Genomic DNA, 18645 nt, shown 5'->3' on the forward strand with positions numbered 1-18645 from the left:
ATCAATAGCGGTCGGGGCGCGGGCCATCCAGCACATAGGGCACCACGCCGCGCTCGTTCTCGGGGACGTGAAGGGTGCGGTCCAGGGGCGGAAAGGCGCGCTGGGTGCAGTCGATGCGCTCGCAGATGCGGCAGCTGACGCCGATCCGGGCGGCGGGGCCGTTCAGGTCCAGACCGGCGGCATAGACCAAGGCGCCCGCATGCTCGACCTCGCAGCCCAGGGACAGGGCGTAGCGGCGGTCGTTGGCCAGATAGGATCCGCTGGGTTTGGACACGCTGCGGGCGATGGAGATGTAACGCGACCCGTCGGGCATCTCGGCCAACTGCACCCCGATCCGGTCGGGCGCCGCGAAGGCTTCGTGGACGTTCCACAGGGGGCAGGCGCCGCCGAAGCGGGCGAACTGGAAGCGGGTGGCGCTGTGGCGTTTGGTGATGTTGCCGGCCATGTCGACGCGGGCGAAATAGAAGGGCACGCCGCGCCAGCCCGGCCGTTGCAGGGTCGAGAGCCGGTGGCAAACCTGTTCGAAACTGACCTGGAAACGAGTGCGCAGCCGGTCGATGTCGTGCTTCTCCTCGCGCGCGGCCTCCAGGAAGGCGCGATAGGGCAAGAGCAACGCGCCGGCCGCATAGTTGGCCAGGCCGACCCGGGCGACGTCCCGCGCGGCGTCCGTGCGGAACGCGGCCTGATCCAGTTCGGCTTCGATCAAATCGCGGAAGGACAGCAGGGCCAGCTGGTGCGCCAGCTGGAACGACCGCGTCGCGCCGGGCTGCCAGGCGTCCAGCGTCAGGACGCGGCTGGCGGGGTCGTAGCGACGCAGGGCCTCCTGACCGGCGACATAGGCGACGCGGACGCCGTGCGCCTGGCTCAGCGCAGACTCCAGCGCCCGCTCGATCTGGCCGTCCTGCACCAGCGTCGTCGCCAGCGCCTCGGCCGCGGTGTCCAGCGTGTCGATGTAGTTGTCGCGATAATGGAAGAAGTCGCGCACCTCTTCGTAGGGCAACAGGGCCACGCTGGCGCCGTGTTCGTCCCGGCCCAGGGTGTCGTCCAGCGCCTTCACACGCTCGTCCAGGCGGCGGAACGTCTGGTGCAGGGCCAGAAACTGGTGGGCCAGACGCGGGGTGTTGGCGACAGCCTGTTTCAGCTCTGCGGCCGTGGGCGGCTCGGCCTGACCCGCAATGTCGGTGGTGGCCTCGCGCAGGTCGGCGATCAGGCGGGCGTCGCCCTCCAGATCGAACAGGCTGGCGTCCACGTGAAAGGCGCGGGTCAGGGCGATCAGGACACGCGCAGTCGCCGGGCGCTGGTTGGTCTCAATCTGCGACAGATAGGACGGCGACAGGCCCAGCCGTTCGGCGCAGGCCTCCAGCGTCCAGCCGCGGGCCTCGCGCAGCTTGCGCAGTTTGGCGCCCAGGAAAAGCTTCTCAGCCATTCGCAACTTTGCAGATCATATCGCCATCCTTTGCAAGCCCGCGCAGTTCCACACTTTTTGCAAAGTTGCGTTTGCCATTTTGCGATGAAGGCGCCACGCGTTCTTTGAACGAGAGGCGAAGATCCATCATGACTCAAGCTATCCTTGAAGAACTGGAGCGCCGTCGCGCCGCCGCCAAACTGGGCGGTGGGGAAAAGCGTATCGCCGCCCAGCACGCCAAGGGCAAGCTGACGGCGCGCGAACGCATCGACGTGCTGCTGGACGAAGGCTCCTTCGAGGAGACGGACATGTTCGTCGAGCACCGCAGCCATGACTTCGGCATGCAGGATCAGCGCATCCCCGGCGACGGGGTGGTGACGGGTCGCGGCACCATCGGCGGACGGCTGGTCTATGTCTTCTCCAAGGACTTCACCGTCTTCGGCGGCAGCCTGTCGGGCGCCCATGCGGCCAAGATCGTCAAGCTGCAGAAGATGGCCCTGACAACCGGCGCGCCGATCATCGGCCTGTTCGACGCCGGCGGGGCGCGGATCCAAGAGGGGGTCGAGAGCCTTGCCGGTTACGCCGAGATCTTCCTGCAGAATACCCTGGCCAGCGGGGTCATCCCTCAGATCAGCGTGATCATGGGCCCGTGCGCGGGCGGCGACGTCTATTCGCCCGCCATCACCGACTTCATCTTCATGGTGAAGGACACGAGCTACATGTACGTGACCGGACCCGACGTGGTGAAGACGGTCACCAATGAGGTGGTCAGCCACGAGGACCTGGGCGGCGCGCGGGTCCATGCGGGCAAGTCTGGCGTGGCGGACGGGGCGTTCGAGAACGACCTTGAGGCCCTGTCGGAGGTGCGCCGCCTGATCGGCTTCCTGCCGCTGTCGAACCGTGAAAAGCCGCCGGTGCGCGAAAGCTATGACGAGCCGGAGCGGGACGAGCCGTCGCTGGACACCCTGATCCCGGCCAATCCGAACCAGCCTTACGACATGAAGGAGCTGATCCTGAAGGTGGTGGACGAGGCTGACTTCTTCGAGATCGGGGCCGACTTCGCCAGGAACATCATCTGCGGCTTCGGGCGTCTGGACGGCCAGACGGTCGGGATCGTCGCCAACCAGCCCCAGGTGCTGGCGGGCGTGCTGGACATCGATTCAAGCCGCAAGGCCGCGCGGTTCGTGCGCTTCTGCGACGCCTTCGACATTCCGCTGGTGACGCTGGTGGACGTGCCGGGCTTCATGCCGGGGACCAAGCAGGAATATGGGGCCCTGATCAAACACGGGGCCAAGCTGCTGTTCGCCTATGCCGAGGCGACGGTGCCAAAACTGACCCTGATCACGCGCAAGGCCTATGGCGGCGCCTATGACGTGATGAGTTCGAAACACCTGCGCGGCGACGTCAACTACGCCTGGCCGACCGCCGAGATCGCCGTCATGGGCGCCAAGGGGGCGGTCGAGATCATCTTCCGCAAGGAGGCCGGCGATCCCGAGGCCCTGGCCGCGCGCGAGGCGGAGTACAAGGACCGGTTCGCCAACCCCTTCGTGGCGGCGGGCCTGGGCTATATCGACGACGTCATCATGCCGCATGGCACGCGGCGGCGGCTGGTGAAGGCGCTGCGGACGCTGAAGAACAAGGTCCAGGAGAACCCCTGGAAGAAGCACGACAATATTCCGCTGTGATATAGATGCTCCATCTGACAGCGATCCACTTCACAAAGGCTGAGCTTGATCTAATTCCTGCGGATCATCGACTAGCCTACTTCGGCATCTGTCAGATTGCCGACGAGACCGCCATTCTTCTTAGAACTGCGATATCGGCTATCAATTCGGGTGGCCCCGCCGATCCAGCATACGTGCGCGATATGTCGAACGCGACCGCACTGCTCGCGACGCGACTGCTGGCGGGTCGATTGTTTGAAGCTCGCCAATTCATCAACAGCCGCGAAGTTGCGGTGGCATTTCGAGAGCTATCAGGGCTCGCCGCTCAGCACGATCAGCGTGTTGGGCCGTCACTCGAACGAGCCCGGGTGGGTCGGGCCGCGCTGTTCAGACTGATAAATGCATCCAGATTGATAGGTCCGCTAAGAAATAGGGCGGCCTTCCACGCGGAGATGGGGCTTATTGAAGAAGCTTATGATCAACTTCCTGTTGGTATGAATTTCGTCGATTATATTGGCAGTACTAGAGGAAACTCGATCTTTGGTGGAGCCGAGTCCCTCCATTTGACAGCTCTTTCAGCTCTCGTTGGTCAAGGTGACGTTCCCGACTTTGATCGGGCTCTAGCCCAGACGGTTCGTGAAGTCGGTGAGGCCGTTGGTTATCTTGGTGACTTTACCGAAGGCTTTGTGAGCGCATTCATTGTGGCCCATCTCGGCGTTGAGCGTCTCCAAGGAGACCGCATCGCTGTGCCTAGCGCAGTACCAATTGATGAACTGCGGCTTCCCCTTTTCTCCACCCATCCTCGCGAACCCTCTTAGGTCGCGCTCCATAATTAGCCTTGGGACAACGGCCAATGTTCTCCAAAATCCTCATCGCCAACCGGGGCGAGATCGCGGTTCGGATCATCAAGACCTGCCGCAAGATGGGCATCAAAACCGTGCAGGTCTATTCGGAGGCCGACGCCGGGTCGCTGGCGGTCGAGATGGCCGACGAGGCGGTGCTGATCGGGCCGGCGCCGGCGGCGCAGTCTTACTTGCTTGCCGACAAGATCGTTGAGGCGGTGCGCCAGACGGGGGCGCAGGCCGTGCATCCGGGCTTTGGCTTCCTGAGCGAGAATGCCGGATTCGCGCGGCGGCTGAGGGACGAGGGGATCGCCTTTATCGGCCCGAACCCCGAGGCCATTGAGGCCATGGGCGACAAGATCAGCTCCAAGAAGCTGGCGGCCGAGGCGGGGGTCTCGACCGTGCCGGGGCATATGGGGCTGATCGAGACGCCGGAGGAGGCGGTCAGGATCGCCAACCAGATCGGCTATCCGATCATGATCAAGGCGTCGGCCGGCGGCGGAGGCAAGGGCATCCGCGTGGCCCATTCGGACGCCGACATGGCCGAAGGCTTCGCGGCGGTGAAGGCCGAGGCGCTGAACGCCTTCGGCGACGACCGGGTCTTCCTTGAGAAGTTCATCATCGATCCGCGCCACATCGAGATCCAGGTGCTGGGCGACAAGCACGGCCACGTCGTCCACCTGTTCGAGCGCGAATGCTCGATCCAGCGTCGCAACCAGAAGGTCATCGAGGAGGCGCCGTCGCCCCTGCTGGACGAGGCCACCCGAGCGGCCATGGGGGCGCAGGCCGTCGCCCTGGCCCAGGCGGTGAACTATGACTCGGCCGGCACGGTCGAGTTCGTGGCCGGTCAGGACAAGAGCTTCTTCTTCCTGGAGATGAACACCCGGTTGCAGGTCGAGCATCCGGTGACGGAGCTGATCACCGGGGTCGATCTGGTCGAACAGATGATCCGTTCGGCCTGGGGCGAGACGCTGGCCTTCGAGCAGAAGGACCTGAAGATCGACGGCTGGGCCATCGAAAGCCGCATCTACGCCGAGGATCCCTATCGCGGCTTCCTGCCCTCGATCGGGCGACTGGTCCGCTACGAGCAACCGGAAGAGGGCGAGCAGGACGGCTATGTGGTCAGGAACGATTCAGGCGTCCGCGAGGGCGACGAGATCAGCATGTTCTACGATCCCATGATCGCCAAACTGTGCGCCTGGGGCGAGACGCGCGAAGATGCGGTGACGGGCATGGCTCGCGCCTTGGAGGACACCCACCTGTCGGGCCTGGGCCACAATGTGCCCTTCCTGGCGGCGGTGATGGATCAGGACCGGTTCAAGTCGGGCAATCTGTCGACCAGCTATATCAAGGACGAGTTCCCGGACGGCTTCCACGGCCTGAAACCGACTCAGGATCAGGAGCGCATCCTCATCGCCTCGGCGCTGGCCATGCACGAGGTCATCGCCGAACAGGACGGCGATCCGTCGGACCGCACCGACTGGATCGTGATGATCGACAAAACGCCGCACGGCGTCGGCCTGTCTTATGACGAGGACGAGGAGATGATCCTGACCTTGACGGGCGGGGGCGACATCCGCCTGTCGGACATCGACTGGCGGCCGGGTCTGGCACAGTTCAAGGCCGATCTGGACGGCGAGCCCTTCACCGCCGAGGTCAAACGCGTCGCCGACGGGTTCGACATCCGCCACCGTGCGGCCAAGGCGCGGGTGCGGGTGCTGCGGCCCCACGTCGCCGAACTCTATGCGCGCTGACGTGACCCCCTGAAACTCCTCCAGGAATAGCTAGAGTCCGCCCAACGAAGGACGGACAGAATGAAGCGATCGAGGTTCACGGAAGAGCAGATCATCGGGATCCTGCGGGAGCAGGAGGCCGGTGTAGCGACGGCGGAGGTGTGCCGACGCCACGGGGTCAGCTCGGCGACCTTTTACAAATGGAAGGCCAAGTTTGGCGGGCTCGACGTGTCGGAGGCTCGGCGGCTCAAGGCGCTCGAGGATGAGAACGCCCGGCTGAAGCGGATGCTGGCGGACGCGATGCTGGACAACGTGGCCCTGAAGGACCTGCTGGGAAAAAAGTGGTGACGCCCGCCGGCTATCGCGAGGCGGCTGGCCATCTGCAGGCCGCCTACGAGATGAGCGAAAGGCGGGCGTGCCGTGTTCTGGGCGTCGATCGGACGAGCGTGCGCTATCAGGCGACGCGCCCGGACGACGGCGCTCTGCGCGACCGGCTGAAGGCCCTGGCCCAGGAACGTCGACGGTTCGGCTATCGTCGCCTGCACGTGCTGCTGCGGCGCGAGGGCCATGCGGTCAACAGGAAACGGGTCCAGCGGATCTATCGCGACGAGCAACTGACGGTGCGCCGGCGCGGCGGCCGGAAGCGAGCGATGGGCACGCGGCGACCGCTGGACCTGCCGCTGGCGCCCAACCAGCGCTGGTCGCTGGACTTCGTCGCAGACCAGCTGACGGACGGGCGGCGCTTCCGCATCCTGACGGTGATCGATAACTGTACGCGCGAGTGCCTGGCGCTGGTGGCCGACACCTCGCTGTCGGGCGCGCGGGTCGTGCGGGAGTTGGACGCCGTCATCCGGCAGCGAGGGCGGCCCGACACCATCGTCAGCGACAACGGCACGGAGTACACCTCGAACGCGGTCCTGGCCTGGGCCGACGACACCGGCGTCGGCTGGCACTACATCGCGCCGGGCAAGCCCCAGCAGAACGGCTTCAACGAAAGCTTCAACGGGCGGCTGCGTGACGAGCTGCTGAACGAGACGCTGTTCCGCTCGCTGCCGCACGCTCGCGCCGTGCTGGAGGCGTGGCGACGCGATTACAACGAGCAGCGTCCGCACTCGAAGCTCGGGTGGCTGACGCCGCAGGCTTATGCAGAAGCGCTCACCGGACACATCGGCCGGCCTGCTGCGCTGGTTGATGGCTGCGCAGACCGGCCTCTTGCCAACCCAGCCGATCACAGCTCAGATCAACCTAGGACTCTCGTTATGGCTGGATGAGAAACGGGGGTCACGTCAGCGCCTGCCGGAGAAGGTCGCGGCGGACACCTCCAAGATGGTGCTGTCGCCGATGCCGGGGCTGGTGGTCTCGATCCCGGTGGTCGTGGGCCAAGAGGTCAAGACCGGCGAGACGGTGGCCATCATCGAGGCCATGAAGATGCAGAACATCCTGAAGGCCGAGCGCGACGGGGTGGTGAAGGCCGTCGGCGCCAAGGACGGGGATCCGGTGGCGGCAGACGACGTGCTGGTGGAGTTCGGATGATGACGGGCTTTCCCGCGCCCACGCCGCTGGAATGGCGCGAGGCGGCCCAGAAGGCGCTGAAGGATCAGCCGATCGAGTCGCTGATGCATCTCGACGCCGATCAACTGGTGACGCGGCCGCTGTACGCAGGCGCGACGGGCGTGCAGCCGATCTTCGCCCCGCGTCCGTCCGACTCCGAAGGCCGGGCCTGGGATCTGCGGACGCTGGTGGAGGGCGACGATGCCGAAGCGGTCAACGCCGCCGTCCTGAGCGATCTGGAGAACGGCGCGGCCTCGGTGGTGCTGAAGGGGCGGGTGCTGGCGGATTCCGCGCCCCTGGGCCGGGCGCTGGAAGGCGTGGCGCTGGAGCTGGCGCCCATCGCGCTGGACGCCGGTATCGACGGGCCGGATGCGGCCAATGCGCTGGCGGTCGTCGCCAAGGGCTCGCCGCGCGCCCAACTGCGGTTTCATATGGACCCGCTGTCAGCCTTCGCCGAGGCGGGCGGCGCGCCGCGTTCGGTGGAAGAGCATCTGAGCCTGGCGGCCAATACGGCGGCGCGTCATGCGGGCGCCTATCCCGACGCGACCTTCTTCATGGCCAGCGGCCGGGTCGCGCACGAGGCGGGCGGATCGGCGGCGCAGGAGCTGGCCTTTGCGGCGTCCAGCGTCGTGGCCCATGCGAAGGCGGCGGTCGAGGCCGGCATGTCGGTCGAGGCGGCTTTGCGCGGCACGGTCGTCGGCCTGTCGGTCGATGCGGAATATTTCGACAGCCTGGCCAAGGTGCGAGCCATGCGGCTGATCTGGGCCAGCCTGACGAAAGCGTTCGACGTGGACGTTCCGGCTGTGATCGAGGCGCGCTCGTCGCGGCGGATGCTGTCGGCGCGCGATCCCTGGCCCAATCTGCTGCGGCTGACGGCGGCCGGCTTCGCCGGCGCGGTCGGGGGGGCGGACGTCGTGGTGCTGGATGGCTTCACCCGCGCCTCCGGCACGTCGGACGCCCTCGCCCGGCGTCAGGCGAGGAACACCCAGTTGGTCCTGATGGAAGAGGCCAATCTGGGACGGGTCGACGATCCGGCCGCCGGCTCCTGGTATCTGGACGCCCGCACGCGGGACCTGGCCGAAGCCGGCTGGGCCGAATTCCAGATGATCGAGGCCGAGGGCGGTCTGGTCGAGGCGCTCAAGGGCTCGGTCATCCAGCCCCGCATCGCTCGCGCTCGCGCGATCCGCGAGGCCGCGCTGACGAACGGTGCGGCGCAGATCATCGGCGTGACCAAATATGTGGACGCGGACGTGCGGCCGGCGCCGGTCCAGGCGGGCGATGAGACGGCTGTGGCGGTCGAGCGGGTTTGCGAGCCCCTGTCTCCGATCCGGTTCGCCGCGGCTTTCGAGGAGACGGCTAAATGAGTTTTCCCGACTTCAGCAAGATTGCCCTGAACCTCGATGCGACCGGGCAGGGGCCGACGCGCGATCCCTGGCTGACGCCCGAGGGGCTGACGGTCGAGACCGCCTATGGTCCCGACAGCACGGAGGCGCTGGATCATCCGCACGGCCTGCCGGGGTTCGCGCCTTTCGTGCGTGGTCCCTATCCGACCATGTATGCGGGCAATCCCTGGACGATCCGGCAATACGCCGGTTTCTCGACCGCCGAGGAGTCCAACGCCTTCTATCGCCGCAACCTGGCGGCCGGTCAGAAGGGGCTGAGCATCGCCTTCGATCTGGCGACGCACCGGGGCTATGACAGCGACCACCCGCGGGTGAAGGGCGACGTCGGCATGGCGGGCGTCGCCATCGACAGCATCTATGACATGCGGACCCTTTTCGACGGGATCCCGCTGGACCAGATGTCGGTGTCGATGACGATGAACGGGGCGGTGCTGCCGATCCTGGCGCTGTATGTCGTCGCGGCGGAGGAGCAGGGCGTGCCGCACGCCAAGCTGACCGGGACCATTCAGAACGACATTCTGAAGGAGTTCATGGTCCGGAACACCTACATCTATCCGCCCGAGCCCTCGATGCGGATCATCGCCGACATCTTCGCCTGGACGGCGCAGGAGACGCCGAAGTTCAACTCGATCTCGATCAGCGGCTATCACATGCAGGAGGCGGGGGCCTCGGCGGATATCGAGCTCGCCTATACGCTGGCGGACGGGATCGAATATCTGCGGGCGGGTGTCGCGGCGGGCATGCCGATCGACCGGTTCGCGCCTCGGCTGAGCTTCTTCTGGGCCATCGGCATGAACTATTTCATGGAGGTGGCCAAGATGCGGGCCGGGCGCCTGCTGTGGGCCGAGGCGGTGCGCAAGGAGGGCGGGGTCGATCCGAAGTCGCTGTCCTTACGCGCCCACTGCCAGACCTCGGGGTGGAGCCTCGCCGCGCAGGACGTGTTCAACAATGTGCCCCGCACCATGGTCGAGGCCATGGCGGCGGCGGGCGGCCAGACGCAGAGCCTGCACACCAATGCGCTGGACGAGGCCCTGGCCCTGCCCACCGACTTTTCGGCCCGGATCGCGCGCAACACCCAGATCCTGTTGCAGCAGGAAACGGGGCTGACGCGGGTCATCGATCCCTGGGGCGGCAGCTTCTATGTCGAGCGGCTGACGCACGAGCTGGCCGAGCGCGCCCGCGCCCATATGGCCGAGGTCGAGGCCCTGGGCGGCATGGCCAAGGCGATCGAAGCCGGCATCCCCAAGCTGCGGATCGAGGAATCCGCCGCCAAGACTCAGGCGCGGATCGACACCGGCCAGCAGACGGTGGTCGGGGTGAACAAATATCTGAACCCTGTCGTCGACGACATTCCGATGCTGAAGGTCGACAATGCGGCGGTGCTGGCCGCCCAGATCGACAAGCTGAAGCGCCTGCGCGCCGAGCGGGACCAGGCGACGACGGACGCGGCGCTGAACGCCCTGACCGAGGGCGCGCGCGGGAACGCCAACCTGCTGGAACTTGCGGTTCAGGCGGCACGCGCCAAGGCGACGGTAGGTGAAATCTCCGACGCGCTGGAGGCCGCCTTCGGCCGCCACGTGGCCACGGTCCAGACCGTGTCGGGCGTATACGCCAAGGAGGCCGGCAAGGACGCCCGCTTCGCCCGCGCCCGCGAGATGGTCGCGACCTTCGTCGAGAACGACGGCGGACCGCCGCGCATCCTGATCGCCAAACTGGGACAGGACGGGCACGACCGGGGCCAGAAGGTCGTTGCGACCGGATATGGCGATCTGGGCTTCGACGTCACGGCGGGCAGCCTGTTCCAGACGCCGTCCGAGGCGGCTCAAGAAGCGGTCGAGAAGGGCGTTCACGCGGTCGGGGCATCGTCGCTGGCGGCCGGGCACCTGACGCTGGTGCCCGAGTTGAAGGCCGAGTTGGAGAAACTGGGCCGGCCCGACATCATGATCGTGGTCGGCGGGGTGATCCCGCCGTCCGACGTCCAGCCTCTGCTCGATATGGGTGCGGCCGCCGTTTATCCGCCCGGTTCGGCCATCGCCGATACGGCCGTCGACCTGATCGAGAAGCTGAACCAGCGTCTGGGTTACGCCCAGCCTGCCCCCGCAAAGGACAAACCATGATCGGCGCCCTGAACCACGTCGGCGTCGCCACGCCGTCCATCGCGGACTCGATCAAACTATATCGCGACATTCTGGGCGCGACGAAGATCGGCGAGCCGTTCGACCTGCCGGCGCAGGGGGTGAAGGTCTGTTTCGTCGATACGCCGACGGCTCAGATCGAGCTGATCCAACCCTATGACGACACCAGTCCCATCGTCGGCTTCCTGGCCAAGAACCCGAAAGGCGGCCAGCACCACGTCTGTTTCGAGGTCGCGGACATCCATGCCGCCGTCGCCGAGATGCGGGCCAAGGGCGTGACAATCCTGGGCACGGGCGAGCCGCGCATCGGGGCGCACGGGACGCCGGTCGTCTTCCTGCATCCGCGTGACATGGGCGGCGTGCTGATCGAGCTGATGGAGACGCCGAAAGCGGGGCACTAAGCGGAGCCTTTGGTCAGGTTGGGCCGTTGAAGCCGAAACCAGAGGACATGACATGATGTCGCACCGCCTGACCGCATTCGTCGCCATCGCCGCCTTGGCCGGCGCGGCAGCCTGCTCTCGCACCGAGCCGGAACAGCCCGCCGCCCCGGTCGAACCGTCGGCCGCGCCTGCATCCAATGCGCCCTCGGTCGGCTATGCCTGCGAAAGCGGCGCGACGCTTCAGGTCCAGTACATCGACAGCGACAACGCCAAGCTGACCCATCATAACCAGACCTATACCTTGCGTTCGGTGCAGGCGGCCAGCGGCGCGCGCTATGTCGGCGGCGGGGTGGAATGGTGGACGGCGACGCGTGATGGACAGGAGAGCGGCACGCTGAGCCGACTGGGGCCCGACGGCATGACCGGTGTCGCGGTGCTGGAGCGCTGCTCGCGGCCGATCCCTGGCGCTGATGCGACGCCCGGACCGCTGCCGGCGCCGGGTCAGGCGCCGCCCGAGGCGACCGGCGGGGTCTTGCCCGCTGCGCTGCCCTGTAAGGGGCCGCAACTGACGCTGGCGGCGGGCGACGGGGATGCGGGCGCCGGAAATCGGGTCACCAACTTCAGTCTTCAGAATATCGGAACCCAGGCCTGCAGCCTGACCGGCTATCCGACAGTGACCTTGCAGGACGCGCGCGGACGCACCCTGTCGTCCATACGCGCCGAACAGAGCCCCGGAAGCTATTTCCGCCAAGGCCAGGCCCCGACGCCGGTCCAGCTGACGCCCCGCGCCAAGGCCTATTTCGAAATGGCCTGGAGCGTCGTGCCCAACGAAGCCATGCAAAAGACCTGTCCCGACGCGGCCACGATAAAGGTCACGGCGCCCAGCGATACCGCCGCCGTCAGCCTGCCGTTCTCGTTCAGCCCCTGCGGCGGTCGCATTCGCGTCAGTCCAATCCGGGCCGAGGCCAACCCGGCCCCGGCGACCTGAGGCGGGTGGAAACCGATCGAAAATCGGCGTAGGTCGCGGCCCATGACCCAGAGCTTCTACGACCGCGTCGCCGGCGAACTGTCCGAGATCGACGCCCAGGGCCTGACCAAGCCCGAACGCATCATCGCCTCGCGCCAGGGGCCTGTGATCCAGGTCGCCGGCCGCGACGTGCTGAACTTCTGCGCCAACAACTATCTTGGCCTGGCCGGCGACGAGCGCGTGACCCAGGCCGGAATGGCGGCGCAAGCGAAGTGGGGCGCCGGCACCGCGTCCGTGCGCTTCATCTGCGGCACGCTGGAGATCCACAAGGAGCTGGAAGCGGCCATCGCCGCCTATCTCGGTTTCGAGGACGCCATCCTGTTCGCCGCCGCCTTCGACGCCAACGGCGGTCTGTTCGAGCCGCTGCTGAGCGAGAACGACGCCATCGTTTCCGACAGCCTGAACCACGCCTCGATCATTGATGGGGTTCGGCTGTGCAAGGCCAAACGCTATCGCTTCGCCAATTCCGACATGGACGAGTTGGAAAGTCGGCTGAAGGAGGCCCGCGCGGCCGGCGCGCGCGACATCATCATCGCCACCGACGGCGCCTTCTCGATGGACGGGTATATCGCCAAGCTGGACGAGATCCGGGCGCTGGCCGACAAATACGACGCCCTGATCATGGTGGACGACTGCCACGCGACGGGCTTTTTGGGTCCGCAAGGCAAGGGCTCCTTCGCCTATCACGGGGTGGAGGTGGACTTCGTCACCGGCACCTTCGGCAAGGCCCTGGGCGGCGCCATGGGCGGCTTCATCTGTGCGAAGAAGTCGGTCGTGGAACTGCTGAAACAGCGGGCGCGGCCCTATCTGTTCTCCAACGCCTTGGCGCCGGCGGTGTGCGGATCGAGCCTTGAGGCCATCCGAATCGCCCAAGGCTCCGAAGGCGACGCCCTGCGCACCCGCCTGTCCGCCAACGCCCACCGCTATCGTAACGCCATGGCCGATGTGGGCTTCACCCTGCTGGACGGCGAGCATCCGATCATCCCGGTCATGCTGGGCGACGCCAAGCTGGCGCAGGATTTCGCGGCGCGGGCGTTGGAGCTGGGCGTCTATGTGATCGGGTTCTCGTTCCCCGTCGTGCCGCGCGGCCAGGCCCGCATCCGCACACAGATGTCGGCGGCCCACACCTTCGACCAGATCGACCGTACGGTCGAAGTGTTCACCCAGGCGGGCCGGGAACTCGGCGTCATTTAGCCCTTTTCGCGCGCCATCGACGAAGACCAAGCGGCGAGGAGGCGTGAGGCCTCAGCCGCAGGTTTCGGGATGAACCCGGAGCCACGATTTCAGGGAGTTAAGACTATGACCGACACGATGAAGGCCCTGGCCAAGACCGCGCCCGGCGTCGGCCTGGAACTGATCGACGCGCCGATTCCCGAGGCGGGACCGGAGGATGTGCTGATCCGGGTGCATCGCACGGCCGTCTGCGGCACCGACATCCACATCTGGAACTGGGACGAGTGGTCCCAGAAGAACGTTCCGACCCCGATGATCACCGGCCACGAGTTCGCCGGGGAGATCGTCGCCATCGGCAAGGACGTGGATCGGCCGCTGAAGATCGGCCAGCGCGTCTCGGCCGAGGGCCACGTCATCGACCTGAACTCGGAAGCCGCCCGCGCCGGCCATTTCCACCTGGACCCCAAGACGCGCGGCATTGGCGTGAACCGTCAGGGCGCCTTCGCCGAGTTCGTGGTGGCCCCGGCCTTCAACGTCATCGAGCTGCCGGACGATGTGCCCTATGAGATCGGCTCGATCCTCGATCCGTTCGGCAATGCGGTTCACACGGCCCAGCAGTTCGACCTGCTGGGCGAGGATGTGCTGGTCACCGGCGCCGGCCCGATCGGTATGATGGCCGCCGCTGTTGCCCGCCACGCGGGCGCGCGCACCGTGGTCCTGACCGACATCAACGACTTCCGGCTGGAGCTGGCGCAGAAGGTCGCGCCGGGCGTTCGCACCGTGAATACGACCAAGGAAGACATCCACGATGTCATGAAGGAACTGGGCCTGAAGGTTGGCTTCGACGTGGCGCTGGAGATGTCGGGCTCGCCCATCGCCTTCAAACAGTGCGTCGACACCCTGATCATGGGCGGCGGCATGGCGCTGCTGGGCATTCCCGGCAAGCCGATGGAAACCGACTGGGGCGCGATCATTCTGAAGGCCCTGACCATCAAGGGCGTCTATGGCCGCGAGATGTTCACCACCTGGCGCAAGATGCTGGGCCTGCTGAAAGCCGGCCTGGACCTCAGCCCGCTGATCACGCACCGCCTGGGCTACGCCGACTACCGCGAAGGCTTCGAAGCCATGAAGTCGGGCCAATCGGGCAAGGTCGTGCTGGACTGGGATAAAGCGGCCTGAGAGACGAGTACCGCTGATCAAACAGCGAGCAACTGTTTGATCAGCGCCTTTTCGAACCCCTTGGTTTCCGATCCCGGCAAGGCCCTGCCGATTTCACCGCTTTCGAACAGGGCGAAGACCTTGGGGTGGACGTAAGAGGCGCGGCAGACGGTGGGGGTGTTGCCCAAGAGGCCGGCGACAGCCTTGACGCAGACGGTGATCTTTCGCTTGGCGTCGGTGGGCGAGGTCGGGGCCTCGGTGTCGCGCAGCGCCCGCGCCGCCGAGACGGTGCCGGCCCAGGTGCGGAAGTCCTTGGCCGAGAACTGCTCGCCCATCGCCTCGCGGATGTAGGCGTTCACGTCGTCGGAATCGACCGGGCACAGCGCGCCGTCGGCCGCGCGGTATTTGAAGAGTTGCTGGCCGGGCAGACCTTCCAGCTGCCGCACGACCTTGGCTAGGCGCCGGTCTTTGACGCTGACGCTGTGATCCTTGCCGCTCTTGCCGCGAAACTCAAACGTCAGGGCCGCGCCGTCGACATCAATGTGGCGCTTGTGCAGGGTCGTCAGGCCGTAGCTGCGGTTCTGTTTGGCGTAGATGGAATTGCCGACGCGGATCAGGGTGATCTCCAGCAGGCGCACGGCGGTCGCCAGCACCTTGTCGCGACAGACGCCGCGAAGAGCCAGATCATGTTCGACCTTCTCCCGCAGTTTCGGCAGGTTGCGCGAGAAGGCCGGCAGCTTGTCGAACTTGTTCTCGGAGCGGGCCGTGCTCCAGTCGTTGTGATAGCGGTATTGTTTGCGGCCCTTCACGTCCCGGCCGGTCGCCTGGATATGGCCGTTGGCCTTGGGACAGATCCAGACATCGGTCCAGGCGGGCGGAATGGCCAGGGCGCGGATGCGGGCCAGGGTCTTGGCGTCCGTAACGGTCTTGCCCTTGGCGTCGCGATACGACCAACCCTTGCCGGCGCGGCGCCGGGTCAGGCCCGCGAACTCGTCGCTGCAATAGCTGAGGCCTTGAGGGACTTCGGCGGCGATGTCGAAGGCGTGCGATCCGTCGGCCATCACCCGTTCGCCTTTTCGAGACGGTCATGCAGCCGTTTGATCCAGCGCTCGGCCGGATCGCCACCCCACAGCAGCCAGGCGATATAGCCGGCCGAAGGATCGGTGCGGCTGCCCCAGCCCTTGCCGTCCTTGTCCACGGTGTGGCGGGCGAAGTAGCTGTAGATGTCCTTGATGTCCTTGTCCGAGACGGGCTTCTGATCCGCCAACTGATGGGCGCGGCGCACGCCGACCTCGGTGCCGCCCCGGTCGTGCTTGTCGCGCAGGTCGAGACCACGCTTGGCCTGGGTCGCGACCCCCTTGGGCGGCTTGCGTTGCGCGTCGGTGAGGGTGGTTTTGGCGGCCATCGCATCTTTCCGTACAAGGACTTGGGCCGAACGCCGTGTCTGGCGCGCGAGTTCCGCTTGACCGCGCGGGCCGGGCGCGAGACGAGGCGGCATGAACTATCGCCACAGCTTTCACGCCGGAAACTTCGCCGACCTGGTCAAGCACGCCTTGGTGCTTTGGTTGGTGAAGGTGCGGCAGGCGGCGGGGCCGCTGGCGGTGTTCGACACCCATGCGGGGGCGGGGTTGTACGATCTGTCGGGCGACGGCGCGCGGTCCAAGGAGGCCGAGGCCGGCGTGGCGCGGCTGATGTCCGCCGAGGGGCGGACGCCGCTGATGGACGCGCTGGCGGCCGAGGTCGCGGCGCTGAATCCTGAGGGCGGGTCGCGGTTCTATCCGGGGTCGCCGTTGCTGATCGCGGACGCGCTGACGCCCGGCGGTCGCTATGTCGGGTTCGAGCTGAACCCGCCGGTGCGGGCCATGCTGGCCGAGGCGCTGGCGGGGCGAGCGAACGCCGAGACGCGCGAGGGCGACGGCTATGCGGCCGTGGTCGCGGAGGCGGCGAAGACGAACGGGCCGCTGGTGCTGATCGACCCGCCGTTCGAGAAGCCTGACGACTATGTGCGGTCTGCCGAAACAGCCATCGCGGTCGTGAAGCGTGACCCCAACACGACGGTGGCGATCTGGACGCCGCTGAAGGATCTGGAGACCTTCGACGGCTTTATCCGGCGGCTGCAGGGCAGGGCGGGGTCGACCCTTGTCGCCGAGGCGCGGTTGAGGCCGCTGACCAATCCGATGAAGATGAACGGCTGCGCCATGGTGGTGGTCAATCCGCCGGCGGGCGCGGAAGCGGCCGCGACCCAGATCTGCGGGTGGGTCGCGGGGGCGCTGGGGGAAGCCGGCGGACGGGCCGAGGTCTGGACCTTCTGACCGCAGTCACTAGGTTGGTCGCATGACGCGCATCGCCATTCTGGAAACCGGACACCCGCCGGAGCATCTGAAGGACGATTTCGACGACTATCCGGCGCGGTTCCGGGCCCTGCTGGGCGAGGGCGTGCCGACGACGCGGTTCGACGTGCAGTCGGGGCAACTGCCTGAGGATCCGTCGGTCTTTCAGGGGGCCATTGTCACGGGGTCGGCGGCGGGGGTCTATGACGACCTGCCGTGGATCCCGCAGCTGATCGACTGGCTGAGGGCGGCGCGGGGGCGGACGCGGCTGGTCGGCATCTGTTTCGGGCATCAGGCGCTGGCCCATGCGTTCGGCGGCGTGGTGGAGAAGTCGCACAAGGGCTGGGGCGTGGGGCTGCACCGCTATGACGTGCGTGAGGATGCGCCGTGGATGCATCCGCGTGCGCGGACGATCGCCATTCCCGTGTCGCACCAGGACCAGGTCGTCGCGGTTTCGGACGATGCGCGAGTGATCGCCTCCAGCGGCTTTACGCCCTACGCCGGTCTGGCCTGGGGTGACGATGCGATCTCGTTCCAGTGTCACCCGGAGTTTCAGCCGGACTATGCGGCGGCGCTGATCGAGGGACGGCGCGGGGCGCGCATCCCGCATGATGTGGCGGATCAGGCGATCGACAGTCTGAAGCGGCCCAACCACCGGGCAGTGCTGACGGCCTGGATCCGCGCCTTCCTGCTGCTGACGCCGCCGCCGGTCGAGGATCACGGTAGCGGGATTTAGAGCCCCAGCAGCCGGATCAGCGCCAGCGCCAGCACCACAAGGGCGCCCAGCGACAGGACGACGGCGGCGACGACCCGTCCGCCGGCGCGGGCGACGGCGCGGATGTCGGTCTGCAGACCCAGGGCGGCCATGGCGACGACGGTCAGCAGGCCCGAGGCGGCGGCCATTGGCGCGAGCGCGGCCTGCGGGATCAGATCAAACGAGCGCAGGCCGATCATGATCAGGAAGCCTATGATGAACCACGGGAGCAGGCGCGACAGGCCGGGCTTTGCGGCGCCGGGCGCGCGGTCGCGGAAGATCAGCGACAGGGCGAGGATGACGGGACCGAGCATCAGCACCCGCACCAGCTTGACCACCGTGCCGGTTTGAGTGGCGACGGCGCCGAAGGGCGCGGCGGCGGCTAGAACCTGCGGCACCGCATAAACGGTCAGACCGGCCAAGGCGCCGTATTGCAGGCCGTTCAGATGGATCAGGCCGCCCAGCAGGGGCAGGGCAAGAACCACGATAACGCCGAGCACGGCGGTGAAGGCGATGGAGGCGGCGACCTCTTTCCCGTCGGCGTCGATGACGGGGGCGACGGCGGCGATGGCCGAGTTGCCGCAGATGGCGTTGCCGCAGGCGACCAGCAGAGCCATGCGCGCGTTCAGGCCCAAGGCGCGACCGACGCCAAAACTGACGACGATGGCGAGCGCGACCAGGGCGAAGATGCCCAGGACGAAGCCGACGCCCAGCGACGACAGGGTGGCGGCGCTGACCGAGGCGCCGAGCAGCACCACCGCCACCTCCAGCAGCATCTTGGCCGAGAAGTCGATCCCGGCCTTGAACCGCGCATCGGGCGTCCAGGCGGTGCGGACGGCGGCGCCCAGCAGGATGGCCAGCACCAGCGGCTCCAGCCAGACATGGCCGATGACGTCGCGCTCGATACTGGTCAGGCCGATGGCGGCCAGAGTGACCAACAGGCACAGCATGACGCCGGGCCGGATCGTGCGCCCGAACGCTGTCGCCGACGCCAGCGTGGGCGCGTGGACGGGGGCGGGCAGGGCGGCGGACTTCATCGTCAAGCGTGATGCGCCTGCCCTCGACGGCGGTCCAACGGATAGTTATGGTC

General features: G+C 66.9%; 16 protein-coding genes and 2 pseudogenes. 13 read left to right on the forward strand and 5 right to left on the reverse strand.

What is annotated here, in order from left to right:
- Nucleotide 1: 1 nt before the first annotated feature.
- Nucleotides 2–1426, reverse strand: a complete 1425-nt coding sequence (locus A4249_RS02450; protein ID WP_066550714.1) for a helix-turn-helix domain-containing protein — start codon at nt 1424–1426, stop codon at nt 2–4.
- Nucleotides 1419–1556, reverse strand: coding sequence for a hypothetical protein (locus tag A4249_RS16475; RefSeq protein ID WP_153923009.1), 138 nt, complete (start codon nt 1554–1556; stop codon nt 1419–1421). Before A4249_RS16475 ends, A4249_RS02450 begins: the two co-directional genes overlap by 8 nt.
- Here A4249_RS16475 and A4249_RS02455 point away from each other — a divergent pair.
- The 11 genes and pseudogenes from A4249_RS02455 (at nt 1555) to tdh (ending at nt 14492) form a co-directional block, all read left to right on the forward strand.
- Nucleotides 1555–3090: an acyl-CoA carboxylase subunit beta gene (locus A4249_RS02455; RefSeq protein ID WP_066550716.1), complete on the forward strand. Its 1536-nt coding sequence runs from the start codon at nt 1555–1557 to the stop codon at nt 3088–3090. The two genes, A4249_RS16475 and A4249_RS02455, sit on opposite strands and share 2 nt — an antisense overlap.
- Nucleotides 3091–3095: 5 nt before the next feature.
- The gene (locus A4249_RS16480) at nt 3096–3887 is read left to right on the forward strand and encodes a hypothetical protein (protein ID WP_156494616.1); all 792 of its coding nucleotides are present in this window, start codon (nt 3096–3098) and stop codon (nt 3885–3887) included.
- 35 nt (nt 3888–3922) lie between these two features.
- A pseudogene (locus A4249_RS02465) lies at nt 3923–5656 on the forward strand (acetyl-CoA carboxylase biotin carboxylase subunit); the annotation flags it as partial.
- 69 nt (nt 5657–5725) lie between these two features.
- Nucleotides 5726–6915, forward strand: a protein-coding gene (locus A4249_RS02475) for an IS3 family transposase (protein ID WP_165906610.1) whose coding sequence is annotated in 2 segments (ribosomal slippage) — nt 5726–5978 and nt 5978–6915 — 1191 coding nt in all. Because the reading frame shifts where the segments join, the coding sequence is not laid out codon by codon here.
- Nucleotides 6916–6934: 19 nt separating this feature from the next.
- Nucleotides 6935–7177: pseudogene (locus tag A4249_RS16215) on the forward strand (biotin/lipoyl-containing protein); the annotation flags it as partial.
- Nucleotides 7174–8559 carry a methylmalonyl-CoA mutase family protein gene (locus A4249_RS02485; RefSeq protein ID WP_231868757.1) on the forward strand — a complete coding sequence of 462 codons (1386 nt, stop codon included), beginning with the start codon at nt 7174–7176 and terminating at the stop codon, nt 8557–8559. The pseudogene A4249_RS16215 and the gene A4249_RS02485, both read left to right, overlap by 4 nt.
- Nucleotides 8556–10715 carry a methylmalonyl-CoA mutase gene (gene scpA / locus A4249_RS02490; protein WP_066550723.1) on the forward strand — a complete coding sequence of 720 codons (2160 nt, stop codon included), beginning with the start codon at nt 8556–8558 and terminating at the stop codon, nt 10713–10715. The genes A4249_RS02485 and scpA overlap by 4 nt, the downstream gene beginning before the upstream one ends.
- The gene (mce, locus tag A4249_RS02495) at nt 10712–11134 is read left to right on the forward strand and encodes a methylmalonyl-CoA epimerase (protein WP_055753156.1); all 423 of its coding nucleotides are present in this window, start codon (nt 10712–10714) and stop codon (nt 11132–11134) included. The genes scpA and mce overlap by 4 nt, the downstream gene beginning before the upstream one ends.
- A gap of 52 nt (nt 11135–11186) precedes the next feature.
- Nucleotides 11187–12101, forward strand: coding sequence for a DUF4232 domain-containing protein (locus A4249_RS02500; RefSeq protein WP_066550724.1), 915 nt, complete (start codon nt 11187–11189; stop codon nt 12099–12101).
- Between the two features lie 42 nt (nt 12102–12143).
- Entirely contained in the window at nt 12144–13334 is a 1191-nt protein-coding gene (locus tag A4249_RS02505) for a glycine C-acetyltransferase (RefSeq protein WP_066550725.1), read from the forward strand.
- A 105-nt stretch (nt 13335–13439) separates the two neighbouring features.
- The gene (gene tdh, locus A4249_RS02510) at nt 13440–14492 is read left to right on the forward strand and encodes an L-threonine 3-dehydrogenase (protein ID WP_055807997.1); all 1053 of its coding nucleotides are present in this window, start codon (nt 13440–13442) and stop codon (nt 14490–14492) included.
- Nucleotides 14493–14509: 17 nt separating this feature from the next.
- Here tdh and A4249_RS02515 read toward each other — a convergent pair whose 3' ends face one another.
- Both A4249_RS02515 and A4249_RS02520 read right to left on the reverse strand, forming a co-directional pair.
- The gene (locus A4249_RS02515) at nt 14510–15532 is read right to left on the reverse strand and encodes a DNA topoisomerase IB (RefSeq protein ID WP_066550728.1); all 1023 of its coding nucleotides are present in this window, start codon (nt 15530–15532) and stop codon (nt 14510–14512) included.
- Nucleotides 15532–15876, reverse strand: coding sequence for a hypothetical protein (locus A4249_RS02520; protein ID WP_066550731.1), 345 nt, complete (start codon nt 15874–15876; stop codon nt 15532–15534). The genes A4249_RS02515 and A4249_RS02520 overlap by 1 nt, the downstream gene beginning before the upstream one ends.
- A gap of 91 nt (nt 15877–15967) precedes the next feature.
- Here A4249_RS02520 and rlmJ point away from each other — a divergent pair, with 91 nt between their 5' ends.
- Both rlmJ and A4249_RS02530 read left to right on the forward strand, forming a co-directional pair.
- Complete coding sequence (rlmJ, locus tag A4249_RS02525) at nt 15968–16783, forward strand: 23S rRNA (adenine(2030)-N(6))-methyltransferase RlmJ (RefSeq protein WP_066550740.1); 816 nt, start codon at nt 15968–15970, stop codon at nt 16781–16783.
- A 22-nt stretch (nt 16784–16805) separates the two neighbouring features.
- Complete coding sequence (locus tag A4249_RS02530) at nt 16806–17537, forward strand: glutamine amidotransferase-related protein (RefSeq protein WP_066550743.1); 732 nt, start codon at nt 16806–16808, stop codon at nt 17535–17537.
- On the opposite strand, the gene A4249_RS02535 is transcribed toward A4249_RS02530, so the two are convergent.
- On the reverse strand, nt 17534–18592 hold the full coding sequence (locus tag A4249_RS02535) for a YeiH family protein (protein ID WP_066550746.1): 1059 nt from the start codon (nt 18590–18592) through the stop codon (nt 17534–17536). The two genes, A4249_RS02530 and A4249_RS02535, sit on opposite strands and share 4 nt — an antisense overlap.
- Between the last annotated feature and the right edge of the window lie 53 nt (nt 18593–18645).

This window comes from Brevundimonas sp. GW460-12-10-14-LB2 (assembly GCF_001636925.1).
Classification (GTDB): Bacteria; Pseudomonadota; Alphaproteobacteria; order Caulobacterales; family Caulobacteraceae; genus Brevundimonas; species Brevundimonas vesicularis.